This window comes from Ensifer sp. SL37, assembly GCF_026672675.1.
GTDB classification, from domain to species: Bacteria; Pseudomonadota; Alphaproteobacteria; order Rhizobiales; family Rhizobiaceae; genus Ensifer; species Ensifer adhaerens.
Map to the genome: position 1 here is coordinate 2142262 of NZ_JAPPRN010000006.1, position 20104 is coordinate 2162365.

Consider the following 20104-nt stretch of genomic DNA (forward strand, 5'->3'; position numbering starts at 1 on the left):
GACAACGCTAAGTTCCGACCGCCGGGTGATACTGCAAAGACACACAACGGTAACGGTCTCTTAACCATAATGGTGTCTTAATCATCGCATCAGGATTTGTGCAGTGCACGTCATCCTTTGACCAAAATTGACGGCAAGAAGGCAACCTAAAGCTAATTAAGGTCGCGATGGTGCGATCTGCGGCGGTGCCGGGCACTCTTGCAAACAGGACGTTTGGGCTACCCGGTCACGAGCATGAACCGCTCTTGCCGGGTGTTTGGATTCGGGGACTGAAGACGATGGAACAGGTTGGATTGGCCGCGGCAACACACGATGTGAGCCTTTGGTCGCTATTCATGCAAGCGGGCTTCGTCGTGAAGCTGGTCATGCTGGGGCTGGTCGCAGCCTCCGTCTGGACCTGGGCGATCGTCGTCGACAAGACGCTGAACTACGGCCGCGTCCGCCGCCAGCTCGACAGCTTCGAGCAGGTGTTCTGGTCCGGCCAGTCGCTGGAAGAACTCTACCGCACGCTCGCCGACCGCCAGACGGCCGGCATGGGTGCGATCTTCGTGTCCGCCATGCGCGAATGGAAGAAGAGCTTCGAGCGCGGCGCCCGTTCGCCGATCGGCCTGCAGATGCGTATCGACCGCGCTATGGACGTGACGCTCGCCCGGGAATCGGAATCGCTGGAAGCCCGTCTCGGCTCGCTCGCGACCATCGGTTCGGCCGCCCCGTTCATCGGCCTTTTCGGTACGGTCGTCGGTATCATGACCTCGTTCCAGGCGATCGCCGGTTCGAAGTCGACCAACCTCGCGGTCGTGGCGCCCGGTATCGCCGAAGCACTGCTCGCCACCGCGATCGGCCTGCTCGCCGCTATCCCCGCGGTTATCGCCTACAACAAGTTCTCGGCCGACGCCGGCAAACTGTCGGCACGCATGGAAGCTTTCGCCGACGAATTCTCCGCCATCCTGTCGCGGCAGATCGACGAGAAGCTGCAGAACCCGCGCCAGGCCGCGCAGTAATCGCCAGAGAGTACGGAGACCACGCTGATGGGTATGTCGGTTGGCGGAGCCAAGGGTTCGGGTGGCGGACGTCGTCGTCGCGGCGGCAAGAAAGCCATGATGAGCGAGATCAACGTGACGCCGTTCGTCGACGTCATGCTCGTGCTCCTGATCATCTTCATGGTGGCAGCACCGATGATGACGGTCGGCGTGCCGATCGATCTGCCGGAAACGCAGGCAAAGGCGCTCAATTCCGATACGCAGCCGATCACTGTCTCGGTCAACCCGGCAGGCGAGATCTACCTGCAGGAAACCGCGATCGCCATCGACGAAGTGGTGCCGAAGCTCGAGGCGATCGCCACCACCGGCTACAACGAGCGCATCTATGTGCGCGGTGACACCAATGCCGACTACGGCACGGTCATGAAGGTCATGGCCCGCATCTCGGCCGCCGGTTTCAAGAACCTCGGCCTTGTCACGCTGCAAGAACAGGAAAAGTGATCGTCCACGATGAAGGGCAGTCTCGCTACATCTGCTGTCCTCCACGCCATGGTCTTGACCTGGGCGCTGGTGTCGCTTGGCAGCCCGGCTGACTTCCAGGTCGCCGACGTCGAGGCTTTGCCTGTCGACATCGTTCCCTATTCGGAGATGACGCAGGTTCAGCAGGGCGACAAGAAGGCGCCGAAGAAGGAGACCTCGTCGCCGGTTCCGACCAAGCGGCCGGAGACCAACCAGCCTGCCGAAAACATCGGCGACAACGATACCGACCTGAAGACGCCGCCGACGCCGAACGCCAAGCCGTCGAAGAGCGAAGCCACGGCCTCTCCGGAAAAGAACGAGAAGCCCGAGCCGACGCCCGATCCGGTCGAGCAAGAGATCAAGAAGGTCGAGGAATCCAAGCCCGCCTCCGAACCTGCGACCGAAGTTGCCGCTCTGCCCGAACCGAAGCAGGAAGTGAAGCCGGAGACGAAGCCGGAGCCGGCACCCGCCGAGGAAAAGCCGGCCGAGAACCCGGAAGCCGAAGCGCTGCCTGAGAAGGTGCCGACGCCGGCGGCAAAGCCGAAGGTCGAAAAGCCCGCCCAGAGCGCCAAGACGCCAGACCGCAAGAACGAGGCGACGCCGAAGGAACAGAAGAAAGCTGCCTCCACCGAGGAAAGCAAGTTCAACGCCGACGAGATCGCCGCCCTTCTCAACCGGCAGGATCCCTCCGCCGGTGGTGCCAAGCGCTCGACACAGGAAGCGGCGCTCGGCGGCAAGAAAACCATTGGTGTGGGCTTGAGCGCCAACGAGATCGATGGCGTCAAGGGCCAGATCCAGGGCAACTGGTCGCTGACGCCAGGCCTGACCGGCGTTGAGGAAGTGCGTGTCACGGTGCGCGTGCAGCTGGATCCCGCCGGCAATATCGTCGGCACACCCGAGGTTACCGCAACCGGCGGTCCGGAAGGTACGCGCCGTGCCGTTGAAAGCAGCACCTTGCGCGCGATCCGCCGTTCGGCCCCGCTACAGAACCTGCCGCCTGAAAAATATGAGGGCGAAAAAGGATGGAATACCCTCGTGCTGAATTTCGACCCCTCGGAATTCGCACTCTAGAGCTGCCGGGATTGGAACCCATGCCGGATAGCAAACCACCCCTGCAAACCCTTCGTACGAAGCTGAAAGGCTTGTCCCTATGATCAAGGTCTCTCTTTTCCGCGCCCTGATGGTGGCCGCGGGCATGTTAGCCGCCGTCGTGGCGGCGGTGACACCGGCAAATGCTGAAGTTGAAATCAACATCAACAAGGGCAACGTCGAACCGCTGCCGATCGCTGTCACGGACTTTCTCCAGGGCGAACTCGGCCAGAAGATTTCGGACGTGGTTGCGGCGGACCTGAAGCGTTCGGGCCTGTTCGCGCCGATCAACAAGGGAGCGTTCATCGAGAAGATCAGCAATCCGGATGCGACGCCGCGTTTCGAGGACTGGAAGGTCATCAACGCGCAGGCGCTCGTCACCGGCCGCGTGACGCAGGAAGGCGACGGCAGGCTGAAGGCCGAGTTCCGCCTGTGGGATACGTTCGGTAACAAGCAGATGACCGGCCAGCAGTTCTTCACCCAGCCGGAAAACTGGCGCCGCGTGGCCCACATCATCGCCGACGCCATCTATCAGAGCGTCACCGGTGAAAAGGGCTACTTCGACACCCGCATCGTCTATGTCGCCGAAAGCGGCCCGAAGACGGCACGCAAGCGTCAGCTCGCCATCATGGACCAGGACGGCTTCAACGCCCGTGCGCTCACCAATTCCAACGACATCGTTCTGACGCCGCGCTTCTCGCCGAACCGGCAGGAAGTCACCTACATGTCGTTCGAAAACCAGCAGCCGCGCGTCTACCTGCTGCAGCTGGAAACCGGACAGCGCGAGGTCGTCGGCAACTTCCCCGGCATGACCTTCTCGCCGCGCTTCTCGCCGGATGGCCAGCGGGTCATCATGAGCCTGCAGCAGGACGGCAACGCCAACATCTACACAATGGACCTGCGCTCGCGGACCACGACGCGCCTGACCAACACCGCCGCGATCGATACCGCCCCGTCCTATTCGCCGGATGGCAGCCAGATCGCCTTTGAAAGCGACCGCGGTGGCCGCCAGCAGATCTACGTCATGGGTGCCGACGGCTCCGGCCAGCGCCGCATCTCCTTCGGCGACGGCTCCTATTCGACGCCGGTCTGGTCTCCGCGTGGCGACCTCATCGCCTTCACCAAGCAGTCGGGCGGCAAGTTCTCGATCGGCGTGATGAAGACCGACGGTTCGGGCGAACGTATCCTGACCACCGGCTTCCACAACGAAGGCCCGACCTGGGCGCCGAACGGCCGTGTCCTGATGTTCTTCCGCCAGGGTGCCGGTTCCGGCGGACCGCAGCTCTATTCGATCGATCTGTCGGGTTACAACGAGCAACTGATCCAGACGCAGGGCTTCGCATCCGACCCGGCCTGGTCGCCGCTGCTCGAGTAGTTCACGTGGCTTTGGGTCGCCCGATCCAAAGCCAGTAACGTGATCGCCCTCTCGTCCGCTTAAGGGCGGGAGGCCGGCGGAAAGCCGCCTCCTTTTTTCCTGATCCCGCTGCAGGCTGATCCGATTTGCGGCGGGAAAATGTGGCAATGATGCCGCTTTCTCGCCGCAAAGTGCTGGTCTAGCAGGGCCCGAGCCGAAATTATCGATTTGTTAACCATAACTGTTGAATAGCGATTAACCGCTTCCGGTTACAGTCTGGCAACCGTGAATTCAGACACTTCTCAAGGAGACCGGCGTATGAGCCGAATTGACACCCCGGCCGCAGGCCGCATGCAGACCATCGCTCGCAACCCGGTCATGATCGCCCTGGTCATGACGCTTGCCCTGGCTGGCTGTGCATCGAAGAAGAACCTGCCGGGCAGCGCTGGCGAACTCGGTCTCGGTGGCGCCGGTTCGGCAACGCCGGGCTCGCAGCAGGACTTCACCGTCAATGTCGGCGATCGCATCTTCTTTGACACCGACTCCACCTCTATCCGCGCCGACGCGCAGCAGACGCTCGCTCGTCAGGCCCAGTGGCTTGCCAAGTACCCGAACTACGCGATCACCATCGAAGGCCATGCCGACGAACGCGGCACGCGCGAGTACAACCTGGCGCTCGGCGCCCGCCGTGCGGCCTCGACCCGCGACTACCTGATCAGCCAGGGCGTTCCGTCGAACCGCATGAAGACGATCTCCTACGGCAAGGAAAAGCCGGTCGCCGTTTGCGACGACATTTCCTGCTGGTCGCAGAACCGCCGCGCCGTTACCGTTCTCGGTGGCGCCGGCATGTAATGATGCCGCGGCCGCGCGCATCGCGTGGCCCGGAATCACGACTTGATCCCAGGAGGCGTTGCGTGTTCCGGAGATCACAGATCGCTAAATTAAAAGGGCGGCCCTTGGCCGCCCTTTGCTTTTTTACCACACTTTGGCCGAACTCCGTTGCTTTTTCAGGGCAATTGGAAAACTGTGCGGCAATCACCCAGATGACTCGGCGAGATGTATTGCGGGCCCCTGGTCAAGGGTGGGACAACCGGTATTCGAACAGGACAAATGAAATGAAGAAATTTGTCGTGGCGGGCCTGATCGGTCTTGCGACCCTTGCGGGTCTCGGCCAGACGGCGAACGCCATGCCTCTTTCAGGGCTGCTGGCCCGAACGACTGAGACCAACAGCGGCGCGCAGAACCTGCCCGTCGTAAAGGTGCAGTCGGCCGAAACCGCACGGATTGGCCAGCTCGAAGAACAGATCCGCTCGCTTAACGGGCGTATCGAGGAAATGAGCTTCCAGCTCTTGCAGATGCAGGAGCAGATCCGGAAGTTCCAGGAGGACAACGAGTTCCGCTTCCAGGATCTGGAAAGCGGCAAGGCCTCCCCCAAGAAGAGCGGCGCTCTGCAGACGCCGAAAACCAGCGATCAGGCGTCCGTCACCCCGGGGGTGACGGATAGCCAGACCATGGCGCCCGCAGCCGGCGGCAACGACATGGCGTCTTCGGGCGTTTCGCCCGGAGCAAGCCAGGGCGGCAACGGCGCGGCCCCGCCGTCGACACTCGGACAGATCGTGTTCGACGAGAACGGCAATCCGGTCGCAGCGACGACGGATGGGCGGCCGGGCGCAAACGCCACGCTTCCCGGCGTCGATTCCGGCGCACCGGCCGACGGCGGCTTGAACAGCAATCCCGGCAGCCAGCAGACTGCATCGCTCGACAATCCCGGCGACCTCTACCAGTCGGCCTACGGTCATGTCCTTTCGGGCGACTACAGCACTGCCGAGCAGGAATTCGGCGACTACCTGGCCGCGTTTCCGAAGGGCGACAAGGCGGCCGATGCCAGCTTCTGGCTGGGTGAAGCCCAATATTCGCAAGGCAAATACAGCGACGCCGCCAAGACCTTCCTGAACGCACATCAGGCCCACGGCAAATCGCCGAAGGCGCCCGAAATGCTGTTGAAACTCGGCATGTCGCTCGGTGCGCTCGACAACAAGGAAACCGCCTGCGCGACGCTGGGCGAGGTCAACAAGCGCTATCCCAAGGCCTCGCCTGCGGTGAAGGCGAAGGTGACGAGCGAGCAGAGCCGCTTTGGCTGCTGAGGCTCCAGCGCCGACAGCCGTTGTCGAAACGGCAAAACGATTTCTCGCCTCCTGTCTTCGCCCGACGCGTATCCTCGTTGCCGTCTCCGGCGGGAGCGATTCCAAGGGTTTGCTTCTCGCCCTGAACGAGGCGATCGAGGCAAGCGACCCCAACAGATTTTCCCTGGCCGCATGTACGGTCGATCACGCCCTGCGGCCGGAATCGGCTGCGGAAGCGCAAGGCGTTGCCGCGTTCTGCGCAAGCATCGGCGTTCCGCACCTCATCAAGCGTTGGGATGGCCCTAAACCGCTGACCGGCATTCAGGCGGCGGCGCGCGAGGCGCGCTATCGGCTACTGGCGGATGCCGCCGAGCGGCTTGAGGCCGGCTGTATCGTCACCGGCCACACCAGCGACGACCAGCGCGAAACGATCCTGATGCGGATGCAAAGGGCGCAGGGGCCGGGCGCTTCCGGCATGGCGAGTGCCACCCTCTATGACCGCCGGATCTGGGTGCTGCGGCCGTTCCTCGACCTAGACCGAGCGTTGATCCGTGCCTTTCTCGCGACGCGCGACGTGACCTGGTTCGATGATCCGAGCAACGCCAACCCGACCTTCGAGCGGGTCCGCGTCCGGGCCGAACTGGCGCAATCACCGCGGGCGGAAGAGGGTGTATGGGATGCTGGAGCCAGGGCCCGGTCGTCGGCAAGGGCTGCCGCCTTCATCACCCGCCATGTGCGCGTGCATGCAGGCCTGGTGGTGGAAATCCCGCTTGCTCTCGACGACCATCGCGACAACGTCGATTGGCAGCGGGCGCTGCTCGCGCTGGTGGCCGTGGTCGGCGGCCGCGCGCATATCCCCGCCGCAGATACGGTGAAGCGGGTGGCGGCGTTTCTGCGAGAGACAACGCTCGGTAGGATGACGGCCGGAAGATGCGTGTTCGACCGCCGCGCAAGCGGGCTCTACCTCTATCGCGAGGCGCGGGGCCTGACGACTTTGACGCTTGCAGGCGGCGAGACCGCAACATGGGATGGCCGCTTCCATGTGCGAAATGGCGGAAGCGCGCCCATCTCCGTCGCGGCAGAGGGCCGAGGCGGGCCACAACAGCAGAGACTTATTGCCGCAGGCTTGCCACCGGGCGTTGCCGGTCGTGCATCGCTTACGGCGCCGAGGGTCCTGTCTGAGAACGGCGAAAGTGTCGCATCCATCACAATCGAGCCGCGGATCGGGCTCTACGACACCTTTTTGCCGGGTTTCGACCGGATCATGGCCGATCGGATCGCCGGATTGTTCGGACGAGAGCCTTATCCTCCGCCGCCGGTTCACGATCTATTGACAGAAATGGAACGCTAGCCGGCGGTTTGCCTTGGCAATACGTCACCAGAACCCTATGTTAGGGAGCAAGACAGCGGCTCGCGAAATGCGCGGGTCGTGACAGGTTCCGGGGAGTTCGATGAACCCTAATTTTCGTAATCTTGCCCTTTGGGCAATCATAGCGCTTCTGCTGATCGCGCTGTTCAGCATGTTCCAACAGCCGACGGAGCGCACCGGCTCGCGCGAGATTCCGTTCTCGCAATTCCTCAAGGACGTGGATGCGAGCCGCGTCAAGGAAGTCGTGATCACCGGCTCGAAAGTGATCGGCAGCTATTCCGAAAGCGGCGCAACCTTCCAGACCTACGCGCCATCAGTCGATACGGCGCTGACCGAGCGCCTCGAAGCCAAGGACGTGACGGTCACGGTTCGCCCGGAAACCGACGGTTCGTCCGGGTTCCTCAGCTATATCGGTACCCTGCTTCCGATGCTTCTGATCCTCGGCGTCTGGCTGTTCTTCATGCGCCAGATGCAGGGCGGCTCGCGTGGAGCGATGGGTTTTGGCAAGTCCAAGGCCAAGCTTCTGACCGAAGCGCATGGCCGCGTCACCTTTGACGACGTCGCCGGCGTCGACGAAGCCAAGCAGGACCTGGAAGAAATCGTCGAATTCCTGCGCGACCCGCAGAAGTTCCAGCGCCTCGGCGGTCGCATTCCGCGCGGCGTGCTGCTCGTCGGTCCTCCCGGTACCGGTAAGACGCTGCTGGCCCGCTCGGTTGCCGGCGAAGCCAACGTGCCGTTCTTCACGATCTCCGGTTCGGACTTCGTTGAAATGTTCGTCGGCGTCGGCGCCAGCCGTGTGCGCGACATGTTCGAACAGGCCAAGAAGAATGCGCCCTGCATCATCTTCATCGACGAAATCGACGCTGTCGGTCGTCATCGCGGCGCCGGTCTCGGCGGCGGCAACGACGAGCGCGAACAGACGCTCAACCAGTTGCTGGTCGAGATGGACGGCTTTGAAGCCAACGAAGGCATCATCCTGATCGCCGCGACCAACCGTCCTGACGTTCTCGACCCGGCATTGCTGCGTCCGGGCCGCTTCGACCGCCAGGTCGTCGTGCCAAACCCGGATATCAACGGCCGCGAACGCATCCTCAAGGTTCATGTGCGCAACGTGCCGCTGGCGCCGAACGTCGACCTCAAGGTGCTCGCCCGTGGTACGCCAGGCTTCTCCGGTGCCGACCTCATGAACCTCGTCAACGAGGCCGCCCTGATGGCCGCCCGTCGCAACAAGCGTCTTGTCACCATGCTCGAGTTCGAGGATGCCAAGGACAAGATCATGATGGGCGCGGAGCGTCGTTCGTCGGCGATGACCGAGGCCGAGAAGAAGCTGACCGCCTATCACGAAGCCGGTCACGCGATCCTCGCGCTCAACGTTCCCTCGGCCGATCCGCTGCACAAGGCGACGATCATCCCGCGCGGTCGCGCGCTCGGCATGGTCATGCAGCTGCCGGAAGGCGACCGCTACTCGATGAGCTACAAGTGGATGGTCTCGCGTCTTGCCATCATGATGGGTGGACGCGTCGCCGAAGAACTGACCTTCGGCAAAGAGAACATCACTTCGGGCGCGTCCTCGGATATCGAGCAGGCCACCAAGCTTGCCCGTGCGATGGTGACGCAATGGGGCTTCTCCGACCAGCTCGGCCAGGTTTCCTATGGCGAGAACCAGCAGGAAGTCTTCCTCGGCCACTCCGTTGCTCAGCAGAAGAACGTGTCGGAAGCGACCGCCCAGAAGATCGACAACGAAATCCGTCGTCTGATCGATGAGGCATACGAGACCGCCCGCAAAATCCTGACGGAGAAGAACCACGAGTTCGTGGCGCTTGCCGAAGGGCTGCTCGAATACGAAACGCTGACCGGCGAAGAAATCAAGGCGCTGATCCGCGGAGAGAAGCCGGCACGTGATCTCGGCGACGACACGCCGCCGCATCGTGGCTCGGCCGTTCCCTCGGCCGGTGCCAAGAAGGAAGGCTCGGCGGGCAAGGGCGAAGAGTCCGAAGGCGGGTTCGAGCCACAGCCGCAATAGCCGACAGCTGTCGGCCATGTATTGAAGCCGCCGTTCCTTGATTGGAGCGGCGGTTTTTCGTTGGCGATTTTGCACCTGGCATTTGGTAACGGGATGTAATGATTTCTGATGCTAGGCTCGCTGCCGTTTGCTGCGCTTTTGTGTCAAAGAAGACTCATGTGTTGCGATCGCATGGCCATTGGTGGGCACGACGATCGGAGGCGTACGGCAACCGCCGATATGAAATGAGGTCCGGTCAATGAAACCCAGTCGCGCACCCCGCAGACAGGCGAAACTGGCAAAGCCAGCGCTGACCCGGCAGAACGATGGAGCTCTTATGAAGCGCAAGTATTTCGGCACCGACGGTATTCGCGGCCAGTCCAATATGTTTCCGATGACGCCGGATCTGGCGATGCGGGTCGGCATCGCCGTCGGTACGATCTTTCGCAATGGCGCCCATCGCCACCGGGTGGTGATCGGCAAGGACACGCGTCTTTCCGGCTACATGCTCGAAAACGCGATGGTGGCGGGCTTCACCGCGGCCGGTCTCGACGTCTTCCTGCTCGGGCCGATCCCGACGCCGGGTGTGGCCATGCTCACCCGCTCGCTGCGCGCCGATATCGGCGTGATGATTTCGGCGTCCCACAATCCCTTCCAGGACAATGGCATCAAGCTGTTCGGCCCCGATGGCTACAAGCTCTCCGACGACATCGAACAGAAGATCGAGGCGTTGCTCGACCAGGATCTCTCGGGCCAGCTGGCGAAGTCGGAAGACATCGGCCGCGCGAAGCGCGTCGATGGCGACATCTATCGCTATCTCGAACATGCCAAGCGCACGCTGCCGCGCGATGTCACGCTGCAGGGCCTGAGGATCGCCGTGGATTGCGCCAATGGCGCGGCCTACAAGGTGGCGCCGACCGCCCTTTGGGAACTGGGTGCCGAAGTCGTTACCATTGGTACGGAGCCGAACGGCCTCAACATCAACCTCGACTGCGGCTCGACGCATCCGGCTGCTCTTTCCAAGAAGGTCCATGAAGTGCGCGCCGATATCGGCATCGCGCTCGACGGCGACGCCGACCGCGTGCTGATCGTCGACGAGAACGGTACCGTCATCGATGGCGATCAACTGATGGCCGTCATTGCCGACAGTTGGGCCGAGGACGGCATGCTGCGCGGCGGTGCCGTTGCGGCGACCGTGATGTCCAATCTCGGTCTCGAGCGTTACCTTAAAGGGCGCGGCATCGACCTGCGCCGCACCAAGGTCGGCGACCGCTATGTCGTCGAGCAGATGCGCCAGGACGGACTGAACGTCGGCGGCGAACAGTCGGGGCATATCGTGCTTTCCGATTTCGGCACCACCGGCGACGGTCTTGTTGCGGCCCTACAGATCCTTGCGGTGATCAAGCGTCAGGGCAAGACGGTGAGCGAGATCTGCCACCGCTTCGAGCCAGTGCCGCAGGTGCTGAAGAACGTGCGCATTTCGGCCGGCAAGCCGCTTGAAGACGCGACCGTGCGCCAGGCGATTGCGGACGCGGAAGCGGAGCTTGCGAAATCCGGTCGTCTGCTGATCCGCCCGTCCGGCACGGAGCCGCTTATCCGCGTGATGGCGGAAGGCGACGATCGCGGCCAGGTCGAGCGCATCGTCGACGAACTGGTCAATGTCATCGGCAGCGTGCGCAACGCCGCCTAAGCCGGTACCAATCGACTTCCCTCCAGGGCCGGTGCGAAGCGCCGGCCTCTTTTTTTTCCCGTTGCCTGTTGCTTTTGCCCGGTAGTGTCGCTGCAGTCCGGGCCATTTTCCCGTTAGAACTCCGCTGGGGAACAGAACCTGCAACCATCACGACAAAAGAGAGTGTTGTTCTGCCGTTCTATTTAGCTCTACCTTATGTGATCTCGGGCAGCAGGCAGTAAACTGCACGACAACTACAAGAATATGCCGATTCCTTAACAAACGCGGTAAACGTTTGTAGTTAATCGGAACTTAACCTTTGCTCCTCATTATCCACAACAACAACGGGATTTGGGCACCGCTTTCACGGTGATCCAAGCAACGGAATCTATTGGAGTGGGCCATGAAGAGAATTTTGAGTGGCGTTGTTGCGATCTTGCTCAGCGGCACGGCAGCTCTTGCTGCGGATGTCTATCAACCGCCTATCGAGCCGGTGCCGGAACAGCCGGTCGAAGTCATCCAGACCAGCGGCTGGTACCTGCGCGGCGATGTCGGTTACGCCTGGAACAATCTGCGCGGCGCGAACTACTACCAAGGGGGCCCCGGCGGCTCCATCACCAGTTTCGAAACGGCCGATATCGATGATTCCTGGGTCGCCGGCGTTGGTGTCGGTTACCAGTTCAACAACTATCTGCGCGCCGACATCACGGCCGACTACTGGGGCGGCGCCGACTTCACTGGCTCGACTTTGGGCAACTGCGGCAGCGTGGTCGGTCCTTGCCGGTCGCGTGACGTCACCTCCGTTTCCGCCTGGAGCCTGATGGCCAATGCCTATGTCGACATCGGCACCTACGGCGCCTTCACGCCTTACGTCGGTGCCGGTATCGGTGCCACCCACGTCAAGTGGGACAAGCTGCGCAACACCAGCTGCAGCATCGCCGATCCCAGCCAATGCGACCCGACGACCGGTCATGACGGCGAGAGCAAGTGGCGCTTCACCTATGCGCTGATGGCCGGTACTGCCATCGACCTCACCTGCAATCTCAAAGCCGACGTCGGCTACCGCTTCCGCCAGGTCGACGATGGCGACATGTTCGGCTACGCCAACGGTGGCGGTCCGGGCTCCGACGAGGGCTTCTACATCCACGAGGCGCGCGCTGGTCTGCGCTACTCGTTCGGCAGTGTCTGCGAAGTGCCCTACGAGCCGGAGCCGATCGTCTACAAGTGATCGGCCAGACCAGATGATACAAAAGGCCACCTTCGGGTGGCCTTTTTCGCTGCCGCCATTCTTTGCTTGTTTCCTAACAGGCATGGTTAACCGGGGGTTAACCAGTCGCTGCCAATAGTTAACGCTGAACGAAGCGGTGACGGCAGTGCGCCATCCCGCACCGATAGCAGTGGTGAAAGGGCATGGGCATGGATTGGCGAAACGGGTTCTGCGGGGCCGCTTTTGGTGCCGGCCTGCTCCTTTCCGGCGCGGCATTCGCTGCCGATGAGGATCTCCTGAATGCGCCGGAGATCACCATCGAAAAAGAATCGGCTGGCGCGAGTGCGATCTATCTGCGCGGCGATATCGGCTATGCGCCTTGGCGTAGCGAAGGCGATCCCTATTACCGGACCTTCGATGCGGGCACGTCGACCTACGACAGCACCACCTTCGACAACGCCCGTTTCGACAAGCCGTTTTCCGGGTCGCTTGGCGTCGGCTACCAGTTTACCGACACGTTCCGCGCTGACCTGACGGCGGAGTATTTCGAGGGCCGGTTCAACGGTTCATCCTCATCGGCAAGCCCGTGCGCGGGGCAAGGGGCGGGAACATCCTGCGCGTTTTCGACCGGGGCCGACTATTCCGCTCTCGGCCTGATGGCGAACGCCTATGTCGACTTCGGCACGCTCGCCGGCTTTACCCCCTACGTTGGCGCCGGTCTCGGCGCGACGCGTCTCAACTGGGATACGGCGGTTGAAAAGGTGACCTGCGTTGCCGGTGGCGGCGCCTGCGCCGGAGCGGCCGGCTCCACCTCTTACGAGGGGCGCGACAGCTGGCGGTTCACCTATGCGCTGATGGCTGGCGTTTCCTACGACCTCAGCGATCAGCTGAAGCTCGATGTCGGCTACCGCTACTCCCATATCGCCGACGGCGAGATGTTCGGCTTCGGCACTGAGGCGCTTGCGGGCGCACGTGGCGACAAGGGCTTTGACGACGGTCTTTCCCGTCACGAAATCCGAGCGGGCCTGCGCTTCTCGTTCTAGCGCCATCGGCCGCGGGAAAGTCGAGCAGGTTCGCTGCGTTCTTTCCCTAAGAGATTCAACCTGTTGCCCACATGAAGGCGTTGCCTGGCAACAATCGTTCGGCGGTGGCCGCCTGTCTTTTCATATGTTGCCCGCGACGCCATTAATTTTGTCGATTGCGACAAAGCGCTTGACTTCCGATCCCGCCGCCAATATCGACGACGGCGGGACACCCTTCCCCAACGAAGGGCTATCTATCTGGAAGGATAGCACATGGCAAAGCCTGCACAGCCGGACCTCCGTCCGAACAATACCCATTTCTCTTCTGGCCCTTGCTCGAAGCGCCCCGGTTGGACGCTCGACGCTCTCTCCGATGCTCCGCTCGGTCGTTCGCACCGCGCCAAGATCGGCAAGACGAAGCTGAAGCAGGCCATCGATCTTACCCGTGACATTCTTGAAGTGCCGGCCGACTACCGTATCGGTATCGTGCCCGCTTCCGACACCGGCGCCGTCGAAATGGCGCTCTGGTCGCTGCTCGGTCCGCGCGGCGTCGACATGGTCGCTTGGGAAAGCTTTGGCGCCGGCTGGGTGACCGACGTGGTCAAGCAGCTGAAGCTCGCCGACGTACGCAAGTTCGAAGCCGGTTACGGCGAACTTCCCGACCTTTCGAAGGTCGATTTCGACCGCGACGTGGTCTTCACCTGGAACGGCACGACCTCGGGCGTGCGTGTGCCCAACGGCGACTTCATCCCGGCTGACCGCAAGGGCCTGACGATCTGCGATGCGACCTCGGCCGCCTTCGCGCAGAACCTCGATTTCGCCAAGCTCGACGTCGTCACTTTCTCCTGGCAGAAGGTTCTTGGCGGCGAGGGCGCCCATGGCGTCATCATCCTGTCGCCGCGCGCCGTCGAACGGCTGCTGACCTACGTGCCGGCCTGGCCGCTGCCGAAGATCTTCCGCATGACCTCGGGCGGAAAGCTGATTGAAGGCATCTTTACCGGCGAAACCATCAACACGCCGTCGATGCTTTGCGTCGAAGATTACATCGATGCGCTGCTTTGGGCGCAGCAGGTCGGCGGGCTCAAGGGCCTGATGGCCCGGGCTGATGCCAATGCGCAGGCAATCTTCGATTTCGTCGCCGCCAACGATTGGATCGCAAACCTGGCGGTCAAGGACGAGACCCGCTCCAACACCTCGGTCTGCTTGAAGATCGTCGACAAGGACGTGCTCGCGCTCGACGCCGACGGACAGGCGGCCTTTGCCAAGGGCGTGGTTGCGCTCCTCGAAAAGGAAGGCGTCGCCTTCGACATCGGCCATTACCGCGATGCCCCGTCCGGTCTTCGCATCTGGGCCGGCGCCACGATCGAGGCCGCCGACATGACGGCGCTGATGCCATGGCTAACCTGGGCTTTCGAGAGCCAGAAGGCAACGCTGGCACAGGCCGCGGCCTGATCGGACAAAGGGTGAGGACAATGAACTTCGCCCGCATCTCACACTGATTTGAGTGATCCGCTTCGCTCCCCATGGGAGCGAGGCCTGGCTACCCGCATTCCCATTCAGACCTGATCTTTAAGGAGGCCTCCCATGGCACCTCGTGTTCTCGTATCCGACGAACTGTCGGAAACCGCCGTCCAGATCTTCCGCGACCGCGGCGTCGAAGTCGATTTCCAGCCGAAGCTCGGCAAGGACAAGGACAAGCTCGCCGAAATCATCGGTAACTATGACGGTCTTGCCATCCGTTCCGCCACCAAGGCGACGGAAAAGCTGATCGCCGCTGCGACCAACCTCAAGGTCATCGGCCGCGCCGGCATCGGCGTCGACAATGTCGACATCCCGGCCGCTTCGCGCCGCGGTATCATCGTGATGAACACGCCCTTCGGCAACTCGATCACGACCGCCGAACACGCGATTGCGCTGCTCTTTGCCGTTGCCCGCCAGCTTCCGGCCGCCGACACCTCGACGCAGGCCGGCAAGTGGGAGAAGTCCCGCTTCATGGGTGTCGAAATCACCGGCAAGACGCTCGGCGTCATCGGCGCCGGCAACATCGGCTCGATCGTCTGCTCGCGCGCCATCGGCCTGAAGATGCATGTGCTTGCCTACGACCCGTTCCTCTCCAAGGAGCGTGCCGAAGAAATGGGCGTCACCAAGGTCGAACTCGACGAACTGCTCGCCCAGGCTGACTTCATCACCCTGCACGTGCCGCTGACCGACAAGACCCGCAACATCCTGAGCGCCGAAGCGCTTGCCAAGGCCAAGCCGGGCGTGCGCATCGTCAACTGCGCCCGTGGTGGTCTGGTCGACGAGAAGGCGCTTGCCGAAGCGATCAAGTCGGGCCATGTAGCCGGCGCCGGTTTCGATGTTTTCGAGGTCGAACCCGCAACGGAAAGCCCGCTCTTCGGCCTGCCGAACGTCGTCTGCACGCCGCATCTCGGCGCTTCGACCACGGAAGCCCAGGAGAACGTCGCGCTGCAGGTGGCCGAACAGATGTCGGACTATCTGGTCAAGGGTGCGGTCTCCAACGCCATCAACATGCCGTCGATCACCGCTGAGGAAGCACCGATCCTGAAGCCGTTCATCCGGCTTGCCGATGTTCTCGGCGCCTTCGTCGGTCAGGTGACCGAAAGCGCGATCAAGGAAATCGAGATCCTCTATGACGGCTCGACCGCCGGCATGAACACCAAGGCGCTGACGAGTGCCGTGCTTGCCGGTCTGATCCGGCCGCAGGTCGCCGACGTCAACATGGTTTCGGCGCCGGTCATGATCAAGGAAAAGGGCATCATCCTGTCCGAGGTCAAGCGTGACAAGACCGGCGTCTTCGACGGCTACATCAAGCTGACGGTGAAGACGGCGAACCAGACACGTTCGGTCGCCGGCACGGTGTTCTCGGACGGCAAGCCGCGTTTCATCCAGATCAAGGGCATCAACCTCGATGCGGATGTCGGCAACCACATGGTCTACATCACCAACACCGACGTTCCCGGCATGATCGGCTTCATCGGCATGACGCTCGGCGATGCGGGCGTCAACATCGCGAACTTCCAGCTCGGCCGCGAGAAGGAAGCCGGTGACGCGATCGCGCTGCTCTACGTCGATGGCGCTGTTTCCGAGGCCGTGCTTGACAAGCTGCGTGCCAATCCGGCAATTCGCCAGGCAAAGCCGCTGGTCTTCAACATCGATTGATACCAGCCCAGCAAGTGGCAGCACGGTCTGCCACTTTGCCGACCCACTCACGGGACATATCGAGGACGCACCGGCCGACCGCCGGTGCGTTTTCCTGTTTCGAACGCATGTGACGAGATATGACCGAAATGACATTCCGCTGGCGTGAGGCAAGCCTGCCCGACCTCGCATCCGTATCGGAGATCCAGCTCGTGGTTCACCAGGCCTTTCCCGAGGATGACGCCGTGCTCGCCGACCGCATCGCGCTCAGCCCTGCCGGTTGTTTCATGCTGGACTCAAAGGGCCTGTCGCGCGGCTATGTGTTGAGCCACCCCTGGCTTCGCGGTGCGCCGCCGTCGCTGAATAGCATGCTTGGCGAAATCCCTGAGACTGCCGATACCTGGTACATCCATGACCTCGCCCTTCTGCCCGAAATGCGTGGCTCCGGGGCAGGGGGCGGCGTGTTGCCGATGCTTGCCGATGTTGCACGGACGGAAGGGTTCCGGTCGATGTCGCTCGTTTCCGTCAACGGATCCCGCCGCTTCTGGGAGCGACAGGGCTTCGAGGTTCGGATGGACGAACGGCTGGTGCAGAAGCTTTCAAGTTATGGCGATGATGCGCTCTATATGGAGCGGCATCTCCTCTGAAGGAAAATGGCGCCGATTGGCGCCATTTTCGTTTTGTGCTGGATCAGGCCGCCCGCTGCGCCGAGGGCCGCCACGTTTTCTCCTCGACCGTGAACTGGGCAAGCCGGCCGGATAGCACGTTGCTTTCGCCGGCGAGCGCCTGGCTTGCGGCCGAGGTCTGCTCGACCATGGCGGCGTTCTGCTGGGTCATCTGGTCCATCTGGTTGACGGCGGTGTTGATCTCCCGCAGCCCGACCGACTGTTCGCGGGCGGCCGTCGCAATGGCGACGATGCGGTCGTTGATCTCGTTGACCCGCCGCTCGATGTCGCCGAGCGCCGAGCCGGTCGCCTCGACCAGACGCACGCCGGCCGAAACCTCGACGCCCGACGCGGTAATGAGCCCCTTGATCTCCTTGGCCGCCGTTGCCGAACGCTGCGCCAGTTCCCGCACCTCCTGCGCGACGACGGCAAAGCCCTTGCCGGCATCACCGGCGCGTGCCGCCTCGACACCGGCGTTCAGCGCCAGGAGGTTCGTCTGGAAGGCGATGTCGTCGATGACGCCGATGATCTCGCCGATCTTCGAAGACGAGTTTTCGATGCGGCCCATGGCGGTGATTGCGTCGCGAACGACCTCGCTCGAGGTGGCCGCACCCTTGCGGGCCTCCGCGACCATGCGGGTCGCCTCCTCGGCGCGGTTGGTGGAGTTCTGAACTGCTGAGGTGATCTCGTCGAGGGCGGCTGCGGTTTCTTCGAGCGACGCTGCCTGCTGCTCGGTGCGCTGCGACAGGTCGTTGGCTGCCCTGCTGATCTCATTGGCATTGCCGGTGACAACTGAGGTGGAATCGGCGATCGCGCTCACCGTCGAGCGAAGTGCGGCGACGGCGGTGTTGAAGTCCTGGCGCAGCTTTTCGTAGTCGGCGCCGAGATCCGGCACATGGGTCGTCAGGTCGCCGCTCGCCAGCCGCTCGAGCGCACCGCCGATCGTGCTGACGACATGGGCCTGCACGCGGGCGGTCGCCTGCTGCATTTCCTCGTTGGCGCTGCGCTCGCCGTCGAGCGCCACCTGCTGTTCGCGCTGGCGAACTTCAAGCGCGTTGCGTTCGATCACCGAGGCGCGCAACACGACGAGGGCATCGGCCATGTGGCCGATCTCGTCGCGGCGGTCGGTATCCGGAACTTCCGAACGGGTGTCGTTGTTCGATACTTCGAGCATCACGTCTTTCAGCCGGTTGATCGGTACCGGCTGATCGAGCGGCCGATCGCCATGGCGGCAGCAAGCGTCGCGATCGCGGCGATCGCCGTGGTGATGATCGTCATCAGCAGAGATGCATTGTACTTGGCGGCGAGATCGTCGGCATAGACGCCGGTGCCGACGCCCCAACCCCAGGGCTTGAAGCCCTGAATGTAGGAGTACTTCTCGACCGGCTCCTCATGGCCGGGCTTGTCCCAATAGTAGTTGACGATGCCGGTGCCGGGGTTCTGCGCCAACGCGATGAGCTCGACGTTAAAGGCTTTGCCGTTGGTATCCTTGAGGCCGCGCACGTCGGTGCCGACGAGCTTCTTGGCGAGCGGGTGGGCGATCATCATGCCGTCGAAGCCGTTGATGAAGAAGTAGCCGTCCTGGCCGAAGCGCATGGCCATAACGGCGGAAATAGCGCGGCTCTGGGCTTCCTCATGCGAGAGCGTGCCATTGCGCTCCTGCTCCTCGAAGCTTGCGATCGTCGAGATCGCCGCTTCGGTGACGTTGCGCAGCATCTGCCGGCGCTCGTCGCTGACTTCCGAGTTGGCGACTTGAGTCTTGTAGGCCATGGCGGCTGCCATGAAGACCAGCGCCATCGCCGTCAATAAGTAGATACGTGTCGAAATTCTAATATTTTTCACTGCCTTAGCCCCAAGGAAAATCCTGGCGGCGACAGAAACACCCATCTGCTAATCAAGCCTTAAGTCGCCTCCCGAGTTCTAGCGATTGCATCGCCCGAAACTTGCCCGGCAGGCGCGAGACTTCTCTAGCGCGGGCGACCTTTTTCGGCGATCGCGATCCCGCCGAGCACCAAGAGCAGGGCGACGAGGTGGAAGAGGTGGAAGGTCTCGCCGATCAGCATCACCGACAGCAGCGTGCCGAAAACGGGAATGGCGTTGATGAACAGGCCGGCGCGGTTGGCGCCGATCATCTCGACACCGCGCACATAAAGCACCTGCGACATCAGCGACGGGAAGATCGCGGCATAGAGAACGATGACCCAGCCCGTGGTATCTGGGACTATCGCCGTGCCTGTGCCGATCTCCCAGAACAACAGCGGGATGGCGCTCAACAGCGCGCCGAAGGCGGGGGCGGCGATGAAGCTCTGCCAGTGCATGGTCGGCTTGTAGCGCAGCGCCACGGTGTAGCCGGCATAAACGATGCAGGCCGCGATCATCAGCGCATCGCCGAAGTTGAATTCGAGCGACAGCAGGCTGGTGACGTCGCCATGGGCCGCCGTCACCAGCACGCCGACGAGGGTGACGGTAAAGCCGATCACTTGGGCGATCGACGCCTTGGTGCGGAAGAGCACGAAGTTGAAGAGAAAGATCAGCATCGGGATGCCGGCCTGCAGAATGACGGCATTGATGGCGCTCGTATATTTGAGCGCCGAGTAGAGCAGGGCATTGAAGGTGGTGAAGCCGATCGCGCCATAGGCAAGAAGTTGCAGCCAGTGCTTGCGGATCTTGTCCCAGTCGCGGCGGATCTGCGGCGTCATCAGCACCAGGATGACGATGAGCGCGAAGACCCAGCGCAGGGTCGTCAGCATCATTGGGCTCACATGGCCAACGGCCATCTTTCCGGCGACGGAGTTGCCGCCCCAGAAGAGAGCGGTGATGCACAGATAGAAGTAGGCCCTGGAATTCACGATGGTCAGACCTGCATGGGGATGGCGACCGGCTGTCGCGATGGCGGGAGAGCGGAAGATATAGGCTCTATATCCCGGCCTTGTCATGCAAAAAGGG

General features: G+C 62.4%; 15 protein-coding genes and 1 pseudogene. 14 read left to right on the forward strand and 2 right to left on the reverse strand.

All coding sequences use genetic code 11. The annotated features are described in order from the left end of the window. Nucleotides 1-278 precede the first annotated feature (278 nt). The 14 genes from tolQ (at nt 279) to OVA00_RS22460 (ending at nt 17140) form a co-directional block, all read left to right on the forward strand. Nucleotides 279-1001, forward strand: a complete 723-nt coding sequence (gene tolQ / locus OVA00_RS22395; protein ID WP_034806243.1) for a protein TolQ — start codon at nt 279-281, stop codon at nt 999-1001. Nucleotides 1002-1028: 27 nt separating this feature from the next. Continuing rightward, nucleotides 1029-1481 (forward strand): protein TolR, encoded by a 453-nt coding sequence (gene tolR, locus OVA00_RS22400; protein ID WP_034806246.1) that lies wholly within the window; start codon nt 1029-1031, stop codon nt 1479-1481. A 9-nt stretch (nt 1482-1490) separates the two neighbouring features. Then, nucleotides 1491-2570 (forward strand): hypothetical protein, encoded by a 1080-nt coding sequence (locus OVA00_RS22405; protein ID WP_034806249.1) that lies wholly within the window; start codon nt 1491-1493, stop codon nt 2568-2570. Between the two features lie 79 nt (nt 2571-2649). Next, a complete protein-coding gene (tolB, locus tag OVA00_RS22410) occupies nt 2650-3963 on the forward strand; it encodes a Tol-Pal system beta propeller repeat protein TolB (protein WP_034806253.1) in 1314 nt (437 codons plus the stop codon). A 297-nt stretch (nt 3964-4260) separates the two neighbouring features. Then, nucleotides 4261-4794 (forward strand): peptidoglycan-associated lipoprotein Pal, encoded by a 534-nt coding sequence (gene pal / locus OVA00_RS22415; protein WP_034806256.1) that lies wholly within the window; start codon nt 4261-4263, stop codon nt 4792-4794. Nucleotides 4795-5057: 263 nt separating this feature from the next. After that, nucleotides 5058-6086, forward strand: a complete 1029-nt coding sequence (ybgF, locus tag OVA00_RS22420) for a tol-pal system protein YbgF (protein ID WP_034806258.1) — start codon at nt 5058-5060, stop codon at nt 6084-6086. Continuing rightward, entirely contained in the window at nt 6076-7416 is a 1341-nt protein-coding gene (gene tilS / locus OVA00_RS22425; protein WP_089044518.1) for a tRNA lysidine(34) synthetase TilS, read from the forward strand. Before ybgF ends, tilS begins: the two co-directional genes overlap by 11 nt. 100 nt (nt 7417-7516) lie before the next feature. Next, complete coding sequence (ftsH, locus tag OVA00_RS22430) at nt 7517-9457, forward strand: ATP-dependent zinc metalloprotease FtsH (RefSeq protein WP_034806263.1); 1941 nt, start codon at nt 7517-7519, stop codon at nt 9455-9457. Nucleotides 9458-9773: 316 nt separating this feature from the next. Then, nucleotides 9774-11126 (forward strand): phosphoglucosamine mutase, encoded by a 1353-nt coding sequence (gene glmM / locus OVA00_RS22435; RefSeq protein ID WP_112985586.1) that lies wholly within the window; start codon nt 9774-9776, stop codon nt 11124-11126. Between the two features lie 382 nt (nt 11127-11508). Then, nucleotides 11509-12333, forward strand: a complete 825-nt coding sequence (locus tag OVA00_RS22440) for an outer membrane protein (protein WP_060581121.1) — start codon at nt 11509-11511, stop codon at nt 12331-12333. A gap of 188 nt (nt 12334-12521) precedes the next feature. Next, entirely contained in the window at nt 12522-13355 is an 834-nt protein-coding gene (locus OVA00_RS22445; RefSeq protein ID WP_268089632.1) for an outer membrane protein, read from the forward strand. 252 nt (nt 13356-13607) lie between these two features. Continuing rightward, nucleotides 13608-14786: a phosphoserine transaminase gene (locus tag OVA00_RS22450; RefSeq protein WP_034806423.1), complete on the forward strand. Its 1179-nt coding sequence runs from the start codon at nt 13608-13610 to the stop codon at nt 14784-14786. Between the two features lie 132 nt (nt 14787-14918). Further along, complete coding sequence (gene serA, locus OVA00_RS22455) at nt 14919-16514, forward strand: phosphoglycerate dehydrogenase (protein WP_034806426.1); 1596 nt, start codon at nt 14919-14921, stop codon at nt 16512-16514. A gap of 119 nt (nt 16515-16633) precedes the next feature. Then, a complete protein-coding gene (locus tag OVA00_RS22460; RefSeq protein WP_268089633.1) occupies nt 16634-17140 on the forward strand; it encodes a GNAT family N-acetyltransferase in 507 nt (168 codons plus the stop codon). A 43-nt stretch (nt 17141-17183) separates the two neighbouring features. Here the strand turns inward: OVA00_RS22460 and OVA00_RS40065 are convergent. Continuing rightward, nucleotides 17184-19000, reverse strand: a pseudogene (locus OVA00_RS40065) (methyl-accepting chemotaxis protein). A gap of 125 nt (nt 19001-19125) precedes the next feature. Then, the gene (locus OVA00_RS22475) at nt 19126-20007 is read right to left on the reverse strand and encodes a DMT family transporter (RefSeq protein WP_034806435.1); all 882 of its coding nucleotides are present in this window, start codon (nt 20005-20007) and stop codon (nt 19126-19128) included. Nucleotides 20008-20104 lie beyond the last annotated feature (97 nt).